This window comes from Erwinia sp. S43 (assembly GCF_016624745.1).
Taxonomy (GTDB): domain Bacteria; phylum Pseudomonadota; class Gammaproteobacteria; order Enterobacterales; family Enterobacteriaceae; genus Erwinia; species Erwinia coffeiphila.
Genome location: NZ_JACVTX010000005.1, coordinates 140148 through 155603 on the forward strand (window position 1 = coordinate 140148; position 15456 = coordinate 155603).

The window sequence follows — 15456 nt, forward strand, 5'->3', positions numbered from 1 at the left end:
GCGAACCGGCATGGTTTAGCCGTCGCGCAACGGCAGTGCATCCCACCACATCCTTGCCGTTACCCGCTCGCGATCGCTGCATCATCGCCGGGCAAGCGCCTCACTTTTCCCGGCCAGCCCACACCACCATCACCCGGTCATCGCCCTTTTCGCGCACAAAGCCGTAGCCCTGCGGCAGCGTCAGCGCGGTCTGCTTCCCGGCACCCAGCGCCGGATGGCGGGCGCGAAACTGCCCGATCCGCTGCCAGTGCCGCAGGCTGGCCGCCGCGCTGCCGTTGAGATCCTGCCAGTTCATGTCCGATCGTGTGCCCTGTAGCGGGTCCGATCCGGTCGGGCCAAACGGACGTGCGGACTCATCACCGTAAAAGATCTGCACGGCGCCGGGTGCCAGTAACAGCAGCTCTGCCGACGTTGATCCACCTTCGCGGAACAGGCGGGTATCGTGTGAAGAGAGATAGCTAAGGACGTTGAAATCCTGGAGTTTTTCCGCCATCTGCTGCCAGACACCGTCCATATTCGCCAGACAATTCGCCGCGCTGGCGGCCTGATCCTGGTAATCAAAATTGATCATCGCATCGAAGCCGTGCTGGTAGTAGGCGCTTTGCATCACGCCGTGCCCCCAGGATTCACCGGTCATCCAGAACGGCGCATCATCGATTTTTTTCTGCGGGTTAGCCTGTTTCCACGCCGCCAGCGCCTCGCTGGCCTGCGTTTTTAGCTGCTGCCAGGCTTCCAGCTCAACGTGTTTGGCGGTATCCACGCGGAAACCGTCGATGCCGTAGTCGCGCACCCACTGGCTCAGCCAGTGAGTCAGGTAATCGCGCGGCGTGGCTCCGGCGATTTCCCGCGCGGCGGTATCGGGCTTATGGCGATAAAACAGCGGCAGCCCGGAAGGTTCGGTGGATTCGGTTTTCAGATCCGGTAAAAAGGCCAGCGACATGGTCAGATCGTCAAAACCGGGGTTGTCGTAATCGCCAATATCGGTACGTATCCACTTTTTTCCCCACCAGTTTTGCCAGGCGGTTTTGTCGCTGAAGTTGATGTAGTCGTTAAAGCTGTGCCAGTTCTGCCCGGCGGCGGGCTGCCAGTCGGTCCAGCTTTCACCGAGGATCTTGCCGCGCTCGGGCTCGTTCAGATAGAGCGCGCCGAACTGATAAGTTTGCATATCCGCCAGCGTCGCGTAGCCCGCGTGATTCATCACCACGTCAAACAGCACACGGATGCCGCGCCGGTGTGCCTCATCCACCAGCGTACGCAGGTCGTTTTCATCGCCCATGTTGGCATCCAGCCGCGTCCAGTCCTGGGTGTAATAACCGTGGTAAGCATAGTGCGGGAAATCGCCTTTCGTGCCGCCGCCCACCCAGCCGTGGATCTGCTCCAGCGGCGAGCTGATCCACAGCGCGTTCACGCCCAGCTGCTGCAAATAATCGAGTTTGCCGGCCAGGCCTTTCAGATCGCCGCCGTGAAAGGTGCCGATCTCCTGCATGCCGTCTTTATGCCGTCCGTAGCTGTTATCGTTTGACGGATCGCCATTGGCAAAACGGTCGGTCAGCACGAAATAGACCGTGGCGTTGTGCCACTGAAACGCTGCTGCCTGATGGGTTTTCTCCGCTTCCAGCAGCAGGAGTCCGTTACTTTCCGCCGCCGGCTGCAGGGTAATTTTTCCGTCGCGGACGATGGCAGTTTGCTGGCTGTAAAAGTCCCGCACCACGCTGCCTTCGGCAAAGGTTTGCCCGACGGGGATAGTCAGCGGTTTCCCACTGCTCACCGGGCACTGGCGAGCCACGAGGGCAGGCGCATCGCCCGCACCCTTCACGCTCAGCAGCAGCGTGGGCGTACCGGAACGGGTATCCAGCTGCACCTGATAATCGCCGTCGCGGAACCGTCGCCACTGCGGCGCACTGCCGCTACAGGGCTTCAGCGACAGCATCTGATTAAGCCTGATGTCGCCCGATGGCTGCCAGCACTGCTCGCCCTGCTTCAGAGTTATCGGATGCGCGCCTTTTTTCAGCGCGGCCTGGCTGCGCCAGACACCGGTGCCGTCGTCGGTCAAGGGAGGGAAGTCAGACGCTGTCCAGCTGGCGCAGGCAATACCGGGCAGTAAGAGCAGAAGTAACGCTGAATGTTTCATTAAAGAGCCCCGTCATGGCGATTTTCCCCAGTGTGCCGCTGAAGTCAAACGGGTGAATCATCCCCTTTAAAAATCCGCAGGGAGGAGAGGCGGGGATGAGATAACAGACCGTTTTCGCGACATTCTTCAGGGCGAAAAACACTATTTGCATCAATATTTGATCGATTTTCATACGATTTATCGTGACATGATTTCGGAATTGGACTATTTCTGTACGTGCCCTGCGAGGTTATTTTTGGTACAATTTCCGATTCATCCGACAAAAAAGCGCATAACGAAAGGATTGGAATGCTTACATTCGACCAGGAGAGCTAATGATATCGATACCCAAGCGACGACCTGGGGCGGCGATACTCATGTTTTTCACCCTGATGTTTTCAGGGGGCGTGCTGGCAAAGACGCACGCAGAAACAACGAGTCACAAAGCCCACGTAGTTAAGACCAGCGTTAAGAAACAGGCAAGCAGTAAACAAGAGTATTCTCGCAATAGTGTTAAGAGTAGTTCACTTCCTGATTTGCGAAAATACCCTTCCGGAACCCCAAGGAAAAAAGCGTTTCTCCGGACGGTTATGCCTTATATCACCAGCCAGAACGCGGCGATTACCGCCGAGCGTAACTGGCTGCTCAGTAAGCAGTACACCAGTCAGTGGTCGCCTGCTGAACGCGCGCGCATGAAGGATATTGCCACACGCTACAAAGTGAGCTGGTCCGGTAATACGCGCCGTATCCCGTGGGACGCGCTGCTGGACCGCGTGGATATTATCCCCGACAGCATGGTCGCCACCATGGCGGCGGCAGAGAGCGGCTGGGGCACCTCGAAGCTGACGCGCAGCAACAACAATCTTTTCGGCATGAAATGCGCGAAAGGGGGCTGTAAAAATGGGCCAGGCAAGGTGAAAGGCTACTCCCGCTATGATTCCGTGCAGGAGTCAGTTGCGGCTTACGTGGCTAACCTGAATACCCACGCGGCCTATGCGTCGTTCCGTAAATCCCGCGCTCAGCTGCGCAAAGCGGATCAGGAAGTGACGGCAACGGCGATGATCCACAAGCTGAAGGGCTATTCCACCCGCGGTCAGAGCTATAACAACTACCTGTTCGCCATGTATCAGGATAACCAGCAGCTGATTGCTGCACATATGTAACTTCCCGCCTTTAACGGGCTGTCGGGCCAGCTGGCCTACAGCCCCAGCGCTTCCTTCAGACTTTTCAGATAGCGGCGGCTTACCGGTACGGTATGGCCGTCGCGCAGCAGCAGCTCCGCCTGACCATTGTCCTCCAGGCGGATTTCCTTCAGCTGGGTCATATTCACCAGATACTGCCGATGGCAGCGCAGCAGCGGCGTGCGGCTCTCCAGCGTGCGCAGCGTCAGCTCGGTAAAGCCCTCTTTGCCATCCTGGCTGGTGACGTAAACGCCGCTCATGCGGCTGCTGACGAACGCCACCTCATCCATTTGCAGCAGCCAGATGCGGCTGTGCCCACTACAGGGAATATACTTCAGCGGCTGCTGGTTCTCCGGCAGCAGAGAAATATCCTGTACCTGCCGCTCCTGGCGCAGCCGCGCCAGCGTCTTGCCCAGCCGCTGCTGCTCGATGGGCTTTAGCAGATAGTCAAAGGCATGCTCCTCAAACGCCTGGATCGCGTACTCATCAAAGGCGGTCAGAAACACAATATAGGGACGATGCCGCCGATCGAGCATCCCGGCCATCTCCAGCCCGCTGATGCGCGGCATCTGGATGTCAAGAAACAGTACGTCCGGCCGCAGATTATTCACTGCACCAATCGCCTCAATCGCATTGCTGCATTCGCCGACAATCTCGATATCGCTCTCGTCCTGTAGCAGGAAGCGCAGGTTTTCACGCGCCAGCGGCTCATCATCAACAATCAGCACTCTTAACATGCGGTTTCCTCCATCGGCAGACGCAGCGTCACGCGGGTAAAGCTGTCCGGTTCGCAGCTGACCGTCAGCCCGTAGCCGTCACCAAATCGCGCGCGCAGACGCTTATCCACCAGGCTCATGCCTAATCCATTGCCGCTGCTTTTCGGCTGATACAGCCCGGCATTATCCTCTACTTCGACAATCACATGTTGCCCTTCACTGCGGGCGCGGATAGTAATCGCCCCACTGCCCAGCAGCTGCGAGGTGCCGTGCTTAATGGCATTTTCCACAATCGGCTGTAGCGTGAAGGCCGGTAAATGCTGATGCGCCAGCGCCTCCGGCACCTGCATCTCTACCCTTAGCTGCGACTGGAAGCGCGCCAGCTCAATTTGCAGATAGGCATTGATGTGCTCAATCTCATTGTCCAGCGTGACAATCTCGGAAGGCCGCTTGAGGTTTTTACGGAAAAAGGTCGACAGATACTGCACCAGCTGCCCGGCGCGCTCACCGTCGTGGCGGATCACCGCTTTCAGGGTATTTAGCGCGTTAAACAGGAAGTGCGGGTTAACCTGGGCATGCAGCAGCTTGATCTCCGACTGCGCCAGCAGCGCCTCCTGCCGCTCGTATTTCCCCGCCAGGATCTGCGCCGACAGCAGCTGCGCAATCCCCTCCCCCAGCGTGCGGTTGATCGAGCTGAACAGGCGGTTACGCGCTTCGTAGAGTTTGATGGTGCCAATCACCCGCTGGTTCTCTCCGCGCAGTGGGATCACCAGCGTCGAGGCCAGCTTGCAGTTAGGGTGCAGCGAACAGCGGTAAGGCACTTCGTTGCCGTCGGCATAAACCACTTCACCGCCTTCGATGGCGCGCCAGGTATAGCTGGAAGAGATCGGTTTACCGGGCAGATGGTGATCGTCGCCGATACCGGTAAACGCCAGCAGCTTCTCCCGATCGGTGATCGCCACGGCGCTGATATCCAGCTCTTTGTACAGCACCTGCGCCACCTTCATGCTGTTTTCTTCGTTAAAGCCCTGCCGTAGTATCCCTTCGGTGGAAGCCGCCACCTTCAGCGCGGTGGCGGAAAACGCCGAGGTATATTTTTCAAACATCGCCCGCTTATCGAGCAGGATGCGCATAAACATCGCCGCCCCCAGGGTATTGGTCACCACCATCGGCGCGGCGATGCTGCCCACCAGGTGCAGGGCATCCTGAAACGGCCGGGCGATCAGCAGGATAATCAGCATCTGCACCACTTCGGCCACAAAGGTGATTGCGCCCGCGGTCAGCGGGTTGAACAGCTTATCGATGCGGCCGCGCCGGATCAAAATGCTGTGCAGCAGGCCACCGAGCAGCCCTTCGGTAATGGTGGAAACCATGCAGCTCAGCGCGGTCATTCCCCCCATCGAATAACGATGCAGACCGCCGGTCAGCCCGACCAGGCCACCGACCACCGGGCCGCCGAGCAGGCCGCCCATTACCGCGCCGATCGCCCGGGTATTGGCGATGGAGTCTTCGATATGCAGACCAAAGTAGGTGCCCATAATGCAGAACACGGAGAAGGTGATATAGCACAACAGCTTGTGCGGCAGGCGCACCGAAACCTGCATCAGCGGGATAAACAGGCGGGTTTTGCTCATCAGCCAGGCAATAACCAGAAACACACACATCTGCTGCAACAGCAGTAAAACTAAATTGAACTCGTACATGCCCTGCCGTCCACAACCGTTAAGGCGGATAACATACCGCTATTAGCGAAACGTTTCTTTGCCACAGGCCAGAAAAATGCGATCGCGCAGGTCACTTTTTACGTTGAGAAGGGAAATCGGGCAGCACCGCGGCGCTGCCCGTTAAGGAGAGTCGCTTACGGGCGATGCCCGCTGACGTCATTTTGATAGCTGAGCAGGAAGCGCTGGGTGCGCTGATGCTGCGGCCGGGTAAAGATCTGCTCCGGCTCGCCGTCTTCCACAATCGCGCCGTCGGCCATAAAGATAATGCGGTCGGCAATATCACGGGCAAACGACATCTCGTGGGTCACCAGCAGGATGGTGGTCTGATGATCGATAATTGAGCGGATCACCTGTAGCACCTCCTGTACCAGTTCCGGGTCCAGCGCCGACGTCGGCTCATCCAGCAGGATCACCTTCGGCTTCACCGCCAGCGAACGGGCAATCGCCACGCGCTGCTGCTGGCCGCCGGAAAGCATCGCAGGATAGCTGTCGGCCTTCTCGCGCAGGCCGACCTTCTCCAGCAGATTCAGCCCGATGGCATCCGCTTCCGCCTTCGGCATTTTTTTGCCGATAATCAGCCCTTCGGTGATGTTTTGCAGTGCGGTTTTATTTTTAAACAGGTTGTAGTGCTGGAACACCATGCCGGTTTGCTGGCGCAGGGCGTTTTCCTGTTTGGTACTGATTTTGGCGACATCCACCGTCAGATCGCCGATGGTCAGCGTGCCGCTTTCCGGCTTCTCCAACAGATTGATGCAGCGCAGCAGCGTTGATTTCCCCGAGCCGGAAGGCCCGATAATCGCCACCACTTCCCCCTGCGCCACCGAAAGATCAACGTCCTTCAGCACGTGAGTTTTGTCATAAAATTTATTCAGCTTGCTAATCGTCAACATCGGCTGGGTTCCTTAGCGATAAGGCCGGTTAAGGCGCTTTTCCAGACGCTTTTGCAGCATGGTCAGCAGAATGGTCACGGCCCAGTAGATCAGCGCCACCGCGATATAGCTTTCCAGGAAGCGGAAGGAGTTACTCGCCAGGATCTTGGTCTGCGAGAAGATCTCCGTTACGCCCACGGTAAAGGCCAGCGATGACTCTTTAATCAGCATAATCAGATAGTTGGCCATACCCGGCACGGCAACGCGAATGGTCTGCGGCAGAATAACCCGGCGGAACCCCTGCCAGCGGGTCAAACCCACTGACAGGCAGGCTTCCATCTGGCCCGGCTCGATGGCGTTCATCGCGCCGCGGAACTCCTCGGCGAGGTTGGCGGCGTTCTTAAAGCTGAGCGCAATAATGGTCGCAGAGATCGCGTTCATCATGCTGATGCCGGGGAACAGCTGCGGGATACCGAAGTAAAAAATAAACAGCGTTACCAGCGTCGGCACCGAGCGGAAAAACGAGATATACAGCTCGGCCAGCGGAGTCAGGATCATGATGCGGTTGCGGATCAGCAGCGCAAGGCCAACGCCCATCACCGAAGCGATCACCATCGAGGTGACCGCCAGGAACAGCGTCATCGGTAAAAAGCTGAGCAGCGAAGGAAACGCCTCCAGCATAAAACGCAGATCGAAATTCATCGGCTTACTGTTCCTTGCTGACGTCCTGTTTCAGATACTGCTCGGACAGTTTGGTCAGCGTACCGTCGGCGGCCAGTTCTTTCAGCGCTTCATCAAACTTGGTGCGCAGCTCGTCGCCCTGGGCATTTTTCACAAACGGGAACGCTTCCTGATAGCGATAGACCGGGTTACCGGACAGTTTCAGCGGCAGGCGGGAGTTATCAATCAGCAGCTGTGCACCCGCGCGGTCCATGATGTAGGCGTCAATACGGCCCAGCGCCACATCCTGCACGATAGCGCTTGGCTCTTCGTAGGTGTGGATGTTGATACCGGCATCCGGGTAGTTTTTACGCAGGAAGTTCTCTTTGCTGCTGCCTACATCCACGCCCAGGCGCTTGCCTTTCAGATCGTCGATAGTCTGGATAGAGTCGTCGTCTTTGCGGGTCACCAGCTGCGCGCCGGAATAGATGTAGGTCTGGGAGAACTGGTATTTTTCACGGCGTTTTTCGTTGGCTTCAACCTGGTTGGCGATGGTGACGATTTTGCCGGAATCCAGCATACCGAACAGGCCGGTCATATCAGCAGTGGTTAATTCCACACGGGAATAACCCAGCTTTTTCGCCACCGCGTTTACAACCGCAATATCATATCCTTCTAAATCCTTGCCGTTTTGACGGTAGGAGAAACCAATACTCACGCCGAATGTACCGACCTGAAGGACTTTTTCTGCATCGGCGGCTTTCTCTTTATTATTATCACAGCCGGCCACCAGAACCGATAACCCCAGAACCAGTGCGAGAATACCTTTATTTGTAGATTGCATTATTTACCCTGATTTAAATTTTCTAGAAATAACAATATTATAGAGGCGAAGACGTATAACGCGGCGCCGGGATGCTTGCTACCAACAAAAAGGAATAAGATATAACAGAAGGTTATATAAAATTCCCAGATGAAACAGGATAGCAGTTGCACCGCCGGTATAGTTAATAAAATAATAAGAACCATCTTAATCCGCAAAATAACGGATTTTCTAACCAGAGAGAGAATTATGCGTATTGTAGCCTGTGGTGACCTGCTATTTTCCAGCCGTAACCTGGTCAACCGCCTGGATAAAAGAATTATTAACTTACTTCAGGGGGCAGATGCAGTGTTTGCTAATGCTGAATTCAGCTGCCCGCAGCCGAATATTCCCCCTGCGGCAGGGCGTGGCTACATCACGGCCGTCAAACCGGCAACGCTGGATGAGTTTGTCGATCTGAACATCAAGCTGGTTTCCTTCGCCAACAACCACACCGGTGACTTCGGCTGGGAAGGTGTACTGAGCACCATCGACGCGGCGGAAGCGCGCGGACTGGTTCCCTGCGGCGTGGGCCGCAACCTGGATGATTCCCGCCTGCCGCGCTTCCTCGATACCGCCGCAGGACGCGTGGGCGTGGTGGCACTCGGCTCAACCCGTTCAGAAGTGTTCCTGGCCGCCAACGGCGGCGCGGGCACCGTGGCGCGTCCGGGCCTGAACCCGCTGCGCTGGGGCCGCGCCTACGTGCTGCCCGACGAACAGTTCGAGCAGCTGAAAAACATCACCCGCCTGCTGGGCACCGATGAAAGCGTGCGCGAAGGCATGCGCGTTGAGGTGATGGCCGACAAGGGGCCGGACGAGTTTAAATTTGGCTCGCTGTTCGAAAGCTCGCTGCAAATTGAGCGCGGCGAGAAAGCCGGTGTACGCACCTGGTACAACGAGCAGGACTGCCAGGAAAACGAACACAGCGTGCGTGATGCCGCCAATCGCAGCGACTTTACGCTGGTCAGCCTGCACACCCACGAAGGCGATAAAGACAGCTGGTACAGCCCGGACGCACCGGAGTTCGTCGAATCCTTCGCCCATCGCGCGGTAGAGGCCGGTGCCGATGCGGTAGTCTGCCACGGGGCGCACTTTATGCGCGGGGTGGAAATCTACAACGGTAAACCGATCTTCTATAACCTCGGCAGCCTGATGATGGAGTTCGAAGCCGGTGAATCGATTATCGGCCCGGAAATGTACCAGGCCTACGGCCATAAAGTGGATGCGCGCCCGTCGGATCTGCATCGTGCCCGCGCGAAAAACAGCGCAGGCGAGTTCACCGGTTTTAATGCCGAAGCGCGCTTCTCACAAAACGCTCTGGCGGTGTTTGACGTGGAAGGCAGCAATATTCGCGTGCAGCTGCTGCCGCTGGATCTGGGTATGGACAGCCCGCGCGTACTGGATCGCGGCCTGCCGCAGATCGTTAGCCACCAGCAGGGGCATGAGATTGCCGCACTGCTGACACGCATGAGCGAACGCTACGGCACCGAGTTCAGCTACCAGGAACAGGACGGTATGATCGCCTTTAACGCCCGTTAAGCGTCATTAAATACATCCGGTCGCCGACCGGATGTATACTTTGACTATTGATAAATAAAGGAACCGGGCCGAAATGGATGTAATACACCCCCACCCACAGCGTAAAACACGGCTGGCAGCCTTCATCTTCGCCGCCACCTCACTGTTCTCTGCCGCCGCTAACGCGTGGCAGCCGATTGATATTGATGATGACAGCGTGCTGCGTTCCCCGCCTTCGATTGCGGTGCGTAACGGTACACTCTACTTCGACGGCAAAATCATCGAAGGCTCCGCGGAAGCGTTGCTTCGCCAGCTGGACATGCGGCGGGTGGAAAAAGTCTCGTTCAACAGTATCGGCGGCGATGCCAAAGAAGCGATGGAGATGGGCCGTGAAATTCACAAGCGCAAAATGGATGTGGAAGTCAGAAACGTTTGTGCCTCCGCCTGCGCTAACTATATCTTTCCCGCCGGGAAAAATAAGTTCATTACCCAAAACGCTTATCTGCTGTGGCACGGCAGCCTGCACAGCCCGACCGATGAAATCGCGCTGGAGTCAAACGATCAGGGTCAAACTCACGAGATGCTGGTGACTTCAACGGTTTTCACCGAGTTAAAGCAGCAGGAAGCGGAATTTTATCAGCAGATCGGCGTTAATGGCGATTTCGCCTGGTGCCCGCAGCGGCAGTCGGACTACCACGAAAAATTCCCGGAAAAATGGTTCTCCTGGTCGCAGGCTAACCTGGCGAAGTTCGGCGTCAACAACGTTCGCTTTGCCACCAACGCCGCCCGCTGGCAGAGCACCATGAGCGGCAAAGGCGTGATATTTGCCGACTACTGCCAATAATTTCCTCGCAAGGCCAGGCCAGATAATTACGCCAGTTAAATACGGATAAAAGGTCTGATTAACTGGCTTTTCACCACTGAGTAGCGTAAAGAATTGCAAATGACGAGCTAAAAAACATGCCGCGTGGTAGAAATATCAGGTGTTTAACTCCCGAGGACAATTTCCTTTCCGCATCGACGAGAAGCAACAACGCGGATAAGTTGTAAAAATTATGGACAATCAGTTCAGAAACGAACGCTCTACCCCCACTGTCGTACTCGCTTTCCCCCACGCCCTTTCCGGTGAACAACACTGGCGCAACGCGCTTTAGTCCCGATCTTCCGTTTTGGCATCACGCACGCCGTGCGTTCATTTGCCCTGTTTAATTTCAGCCTGCGTCGGTTAATCCGCGCTTTCAGGCTCGCTATTCACATCTTACGGAAGATGCATCATGATTTACTGGCTATTACTGGCGCTGGCCATCGCCTTTGAAATTACCGGCACCATGCTGATGAAGTGGTCCGGCGTCAGCGGCAATCCGCTTGGCTATTTTTTAATGCTGCTGATGATCGCCCTCTCCTACATCACCCTGTCGTTTTCGATTAAGAAAATCGCCCTCGGCGTGGCCTATGCGATGTGGGAAGGGATCGGCATTCTGTTTATTACCCTGTTCAGCGTACTGCTGTTTGAAGAGTCGCTGTCGCTGACTAAGCTGCTCGGTCTGACCACGCTGGTGGTCGGTATTGCACTGATTAAGTCCGGGACCCGCGCGGCGAAGAAAACCGTGGAGGTGCAGCATGCAGGCGTTTGAATGGGTGCATGCGGCATGGCTGGCGGGTGCCATCGTGCTGGAAATCGTCGCCAATATTTTCCTGAAACTGTCCGACGGCTTCCGACGTAAGTTTTACGGCGTGCTGTCGCTGGGCGCGGTGCTGGCGGCGTTCAGCGCGCTTTCTCAGGCGGTGAAGGGCATCGATCTGTCGGTAGCCTACGCGCTGTGGGGCGGCTTTGGTATTGTTGCTACCGTCGCCGCGGGCTGGGTGCTGTTCGGCCAGCGCCTGAACCGCAAAGGCTGGGCCGGTCTGCTGCTGTTGCTGGTGGGGATGGTGCTGATCAAGCTGGCGTGATGACTATCCAGAACGGTGCCGCGCCCTGCAAAGCAGCACGGCACCCGCCGCAGGAGGCGAATAAACGCCGTTGCATCCTGCGGCGATTAAACGCCGCAGATCCGCGAGGCCGAGCAGCGAAGAGACAGCGTGCAGCACCAGCGTTCATGCCAGCCTGAACGCCAGAACAATCAGCGGTAGTACACCGCGATGCGCTGGCCGTTCAGCTCTTCGATGGTGACCGGCAGATCGAAGATATCCTCAATCACCTGCGGCACCATCACCTCCTGCGGCGTACCGCGAAACACCAGTCTGCCGCCCTTCATCGCCAGAATATAGTCCGACCACGCCGAGGCGAAGTTGATGTCGTGGATCACCAGCACAATCGATTTACCCAGCTCATCCGCCGCGCGACGCAGCTGGCGCATCATCGCCACGCTGTGCTTCATATCCAGATTGTTCAGCGGCTCATCCAGCAGCACGTATTTCGTGTCCTGGCATAACACCATCGCCACGAAGGCACGCTGGCGCTGCCCGCCGGAAAGCTCATCCAGATAGCGGTTTTGCAGCGGGATAAGATCCAGAAAGCCCAGCGCCTGCTCAACGTGGCGGCGATCGTCGGCGTTCAGCCGCCCTTTGCTGTAGGGGTAGCGGCCAAAGCTGACCAGATCGTACACCGTCAGGCGGCTGGTAAAATGGTTCTCCTGGCGCAGCACCGACAGCACCTGCGCCAGCTTTTCGCTGTTGGCATCGCTGACGTCCAGCGCATCGACGCTGACGCTGCCGCTGTCCGCCAGCAGCAGGCGGCTGATCACCGACAGCAGCGTGGACTTGCCCGCGCCGTTGGGGCCGATAATCGAGGTCACACCCGAAGATGGCAGAGTGGCACAGATATCCTGCAGAACCGGCTGCTGGTCATAGTGTTTACTGACGTTCTTTACTTCAATCACTTTTTGGCCTTCTTCAGCAACAGGTAGATAAACAGCGCACCGCCGGTAAATTCAATCACCACCGACAGGGTTCCGGCCATATCGAGCAGGCGCTCCAGCACCAGCTGGCCGCCCACCAGCGTGACCATGCCGATCAGCACGCTGCCGGGCAGCAGATAGCAATGCCGCCAGGAACCGATCAGCGGATAGGTCAGGTTGACGATCAGCAGGCCGAGGAACATCATCGGCCCGACCAGTGCGGTCGAGGTAGCCACCAGCAGCGCCACCAGCAGCAGAATGCCGGTCACGTTACGGCGATACGGCACGCCCAGCGCGGTGGCGGAATTGGCCCCCAGCGCGATCACGTCCAGCCGGTGGCGCATCCGCCAGACCAGCAGCGACACCAGCGCCACAATCAGCGCGCAAACCATCAGCACGCCGCCGTCAGCGCGGGTAAAGGTGGCGAATATCCGGCTTTGCAGCACGGCAAACTCGCCGGGCGACATCAGCCGCTGCATCAGACCGGAGGCGCTGCGGAACAGCGTGCCGCACACCAGACCAATCAGCAGTACGCGGTGCAGATCCATCCCGGAACCGCTCAGCAGCCAGCGATAGAGCAGCGTGGCAAAGGTTACCAGCAGCGCGCCTTCCGCCAGGAAGCGGCCCACGCTGCCCAGCATGCTCAGCCCGCCGATATCCAGCGCGAAGATCAGCACGGTTTGCAGCAGGACAAACAGCGACTCCAGCCCCATCACCGACGGGGTCAGAATGCGGTTCTGCGTCACCGTCTGGAACAGCAGCGTACCGATGCCGGAAGCAAACGCCACCAGCACCATCGTCGCCAGAATCTGTCCCCGGTGTTTGAGGATGTAAGCGATATTGCCGTGGAGCTGGATGGTCATAAAGATCGCCATCAGCACCAGCACCAGCGCGCTCAGCAGCAGCAGGCGGCGGCCCGGCGTGAACCGGCTGGCGGTTGAGTTCTCAGTATACACGGCGTTTTGACCTCACAATCAGCACGAGGAAAATCACCGCGCCCAGCACGCCGAGCAGCGCACTGACGGGAATTTCAAACGGATGGATAATCAGGCGGCCGATAATATCGCAGGCCAGCACCAGCATCGCCCCCAGCAGCGCCACCCACGGCACGGTGCGCCGCAGGTTATCGCCCAGCGCCAGGCTGACGATATTCGGCACGATTAAGCCGAGGAACGGTAGCACCCCCACCACCACGATCACCACGCCGCTAATCAGCGCGATCATCGCCATGCCGATCAGCATGGTCTGCTGGTAGCGCAGGCCAATATTCACCGAGAAGTCGCGGCCCATACCGGCAACGGTAAAGCGGTCGGCAATCAGTGCGGCCAGCAGGGTGATAATCCCCACGCCCCACAACAGCTCGTAGCGGCCCTGCATCACGCTGGAAAAATCACCGGACTCCCAGGCACCCAGCGCCTGCAGCAGATCGAACTTCATCGCCAGGAAGGTGGTGACCGCGCTGAACACCGCACCGAGCATAATGCCCGCCAGCGGCACCATCAGCGACGATTTCATCCGGATGCGGTTAATCAGCAGCATAAACAGCGCAGTGCCGAACAGCGCAAACAGCGAGGCTACGCCCATTTTCAGCATAATCGGCGCGGCGGGGCTGACGATCATCACCAGCAGCAGGCCAAGGCTGGCCGACTGGGTAGTACCGACGACGGAGGGTTCAACAAAGCGGTTCTGCGTCAGCATCTGCATAATCAGACCGGCAACGCTCATGGCGCTACCCGCCAGCAGCAGCGCGGCAGTACGGGGGAAACGACTGATAAGCAGGATCTCGCGCATTTCAGGATCGGTCCACAGACTGATCAGGGTAACGCGGCTGACGCCCACAAACAGGCTAAAAACAGTAAGGCCCAGCAATAATGCCAGGCCTGCGGTAAAGGCGAAGGATTTCATTTACGGCTGGGTTTTCGACTTATCCAGTACCTGCTTCACCTGGGTCATCAACAGGCTGTAGCTTTGCAGACCACCGGCGATATACAGCGAACCGGAGTCCAGATACACCACCTGCTGTTTTTTCCAGGCGTTGGTTTTGCGCACCAGCGGGTTATCCAGCACCTGCTGCGCAGAGCTGCCTTCTTTACGGCCAATCGCGCTGTCGCGATCCAGCACGAACAGCCAGTCCGGGTTAGCTTCCATCACGAACTCTGGCGATACCGAGTTGCCGTGGTTGCCGGTTTCCTTAAAGGTGGTAGCCGGTTTAAAGCCCAGCACATCATAGATGAAGCCAAAGCGGGAACCCGGTGAGTAGGCGCTGAGCTTGCCGCCGTTAACCATCAGCATCATCGCGCTGCCGGCATTGGCAGACTCTTTACGAACGTCGGCGATCTGGGCGTTGAATGCCGCCAGCACTTCTTTCGCTTTCTCCTGCTTGCCGAAGATTTCACCGAGCTGCTCGGTGCGCTCGGTCATGCTGGCGAGGAATTTGTGCGGGTCAAGATCCGGAGAGATAGTCGGCGCAATTTCACTCAGTTTGCCGTAGGCATCACGCGCGCGGGCACCGGCAATAATCAGGTCGGGTTTGGCGTTGCTCAGGGCTTCAAAGTTTGGCTCAAACAGCGTACCGGCATCGAAATAGTCCTGGCCGTTATATTTTGCCAGGTGCGCCGGATAGTGGGCGCTGGTTTTCGGTACGCCAATCACCTTCACGCCAAGCGCATCGGTAATATCCAGCGCGGCCGGGCTGAGGACCACCACGCGCTGTGGATTCTTCGGAACGGCCGTAGTGCCCTGGGCATGAACGATGCTGACCGTTGCGCCTTCAGTGGCAGCAAACGCCGCAGGTGAGCAGGCAAGTGATAGCGCAAACAGAGATGAAGTTAAGGCCTGAGGGAAACGCATTTTCTCTCTCCTGAGAATCAGAAAACTGACATAAATGAGAACTATTCGTATTAAATTTTGTTGCGGGAT

General features: G+C 57.5%; 16 protein-coding genes. 5 read left to right on the forward strand and 11 right to left on the reverse strand.

From position 1 onward, the window contains the following. Positions 1-100: 100 nt before the first annotated feature. Both IBT47_RS08755 and IBT47_RS08760 read right to left on the reverse strand, forming a co-directional pair. Complete coding sequence (locus IBT47_RS08755; RefSeq protein ID WP_200560136.1) at positions 101-2131, reverse strand: alpha-amylase; 2031 nt, start codon at positions 2129-2131, stop codon at positions 101-103. Further along, positions 2064-2303: a hypothetical protein gene (locus IBT47_RS08760; protein ID WP_200560137.1), complete on the reverse strand. Its 240-nt coding sequence runs from the start codon at positions 2301-2303 to the stop codon at positions 2064-2066. The genes IBT47_RS08755 and IBT47_RS08760 overlap by 68 nt, the downstream gene beginning before the upstream one ends. A 142-nt stretch (positions 2304-2445) precedes the next feature. On the opposite strand from IBT47_RS08760, the gene IBT47_RS08765 reads away from it, so the two are divergent. Continuing rightward, the gene (locus IBT47_RS08765; protein WP_200546288.1) at positions 2446-3273 is read left to right on the forward strand and encodes a protein bax; all 828 of its coding nucleotides are present in this window, start codon (positions 2446-2448) and stop codon (positions 3271-3273) included. A gap of 35 nt (positions 3274-3308) precedes the next feature. Here IBT47_RS08765 and btsR read toward each other — a convergent pair whose 3' ends face one another. From btsR to IBT47_RS08790, 5 genes are all read right to left on the reverse strand, one after another. Beyond that, positions 3309-4028 carry a two-component system response regulator BtsR gene (gene btsR / locus IBT47_RS08770; protein WP_105592425.1) on the reverse strand — a complete coding sequence of 240 codons (720 nt, stop codon included), beginning with the start codon at positions 4026-4028 and terminating at the stop codon, positions 3309-3311. Next, a complete protein-coding gene (locus IBT47_RS08775) occupies positions 4022-5710 on the reverse strand; it encodes a sensor histidine kinase (protein ID WP_200560138.1) in 1689 nt (562 codons plus the stop codon). Before IBT47_RS08775 ends, btsR begins: the two co-directional genes overlap by 7 nt. 155 nt (positions 5711-5865) lie before the next feature. Then, complete coding sequence (locus tag IBT47_RS08780) at positions 5866-6621, reverse strand: amino acid ABC transporter ATP-binding protein (RefSeq protein ID WP_200560139.1); 756 nt, start codon at positions 6619-6621, stop codon at positions 5866-5868. 12 nt (positions 6622-6633) lie between these two features. Then, positions 6634-7302: an amino acid ABC transporter permease gene (locus IBT47_RS08785; RefSeq protein WP_123331230.1), complete on the reverse strand. Its 669-nt coding sequence runs from the start codon at positions 7300-7302 to the stop codon at positions 6634-6636. Between the two features lie 4 nt (positions 7303-7306). Next, positions 7307-8104: a transporter substrate-binding domain-containing protein gene (locus tag IBT47_RS08790; protein WP_105592429.1), complete on the reverse strand. Its 798-nt coding sequence runs from the start codon at positions 8102-8104 to the stop codon at positions 7307-7309. 228 nt (positions 8105-8332) lie between these two features. On the opposite strand from IBT47_RS08790, the gene IBT47_RS08795 reads away from it, so the two are divergent. From IBT47_RS08795 to mdtI, 4 genes are all read left to right on the forward strand, one after another. Then, positions 8333-9661 carry a CapA family protein gene (locus IBT47_RS08795; RefSeq protein ID WP_200560140.1) on the forward strand — a complete coding sequence of 443 codons (1329 nt, stop codon included), beginning with the start codon at positions 8333-8335 and terminating at the stop codon, positions 9659-9661. 73 nt (positions 9662-9734) lie between these two features. Beyond that, positions 9735-10484: a hypothetical protein gene (locus IBT47_RS08800; protein WP_200560141.1), complete on the forward strand. Its 750-nt coding sequence runs from the start codon at positions 9735-9737 to the stop codon at positions 10482-10484. 427 nt (positions 10485-10911) lie between these two features. Further along, positions 10912-11274, forward strand: a complete 363-nt coding sequence (mdtJ, locus tag IBT47_RS08805; RefSeq protein WP_370569873.1) for a multidrug/spermidine efflux SMR transporter subunit MdtJ — start codon at positions 10912-10914, stop codon at positions 11272-11274. Then, positions 11261-11590 carry a multidrug/spermidine efflux SMR transporter subunit MdtI gene (gene mdtI / locus IBT47_RS08810; RefSeq protein ID WP_200560143.1) on the forward strand — a complete coding sequence of 110 codons (330 nt, stop codon included), beginning with the start codon at positions 11261-11263 and terminating at the stop codon, positions 11588-11590. The genes mdtJ and mdtI overlap by 14 nt, the downstream gene beginning before the upstream one ends. Positions 11591-11760: 170 nt before the next feature. Here mdtI and IBT47_RS08815 read toward each other — a convergent pair whose 3' ends face one another. The 4 genes from IBT47_RS08815 to IBT47_RS08830 form a co-directional block, all read right to left on the reverse strand. Continuing rightward, positions 11761-12519 carry an ABC transporter ATP-binding protein gene (locus IBT47_RS08815; RefSeq protein ID WP_105592436.1) on the reverse strand — a complete coding sequence of 253 codons (759 nt, stop codon included), beginning with the start codon at positions 12517-12519 and terminating at the stop codon, positions 11761-11763. Next, positions 12516-13412: an iron chelate uptake ABC transporter family permease subunit gene (locus IBT47_RS08820; protein WP_200560270.1), complete on the reverse strand. Its 897-nt coding sequence runs from the start codon at positions 13410-13412 to the stop codon at positions 12516-12518. Before IBT47_RS08820 ends, IBT47_RS08815 begins: the two co-directional genes overlap by 4 nt. Positions 13413-13482: 70 nt before the next feature. Then, complete coding sequence (locus tag IBT47_RS08825; RefSeq protein ID WP_200560144.1) at positions 13483-14442, reverse strand: ABC transporter permease; 960 nt, start codon at positions 14440-14442, stop codon at positions 13483-13485. Further along, complete coding sequence (locus IBT47_RS08830; protein ID WP_200560145.1) at positions 14443-15387, reverse strand: siderophore ABC transporter substrate-binding protein; 945 nt, start codon at positions 15385-15387, stop codon at positions 14443-14445. Between the last annotated feature and the right edge of the window lie 69 nt (positions 15388-15456).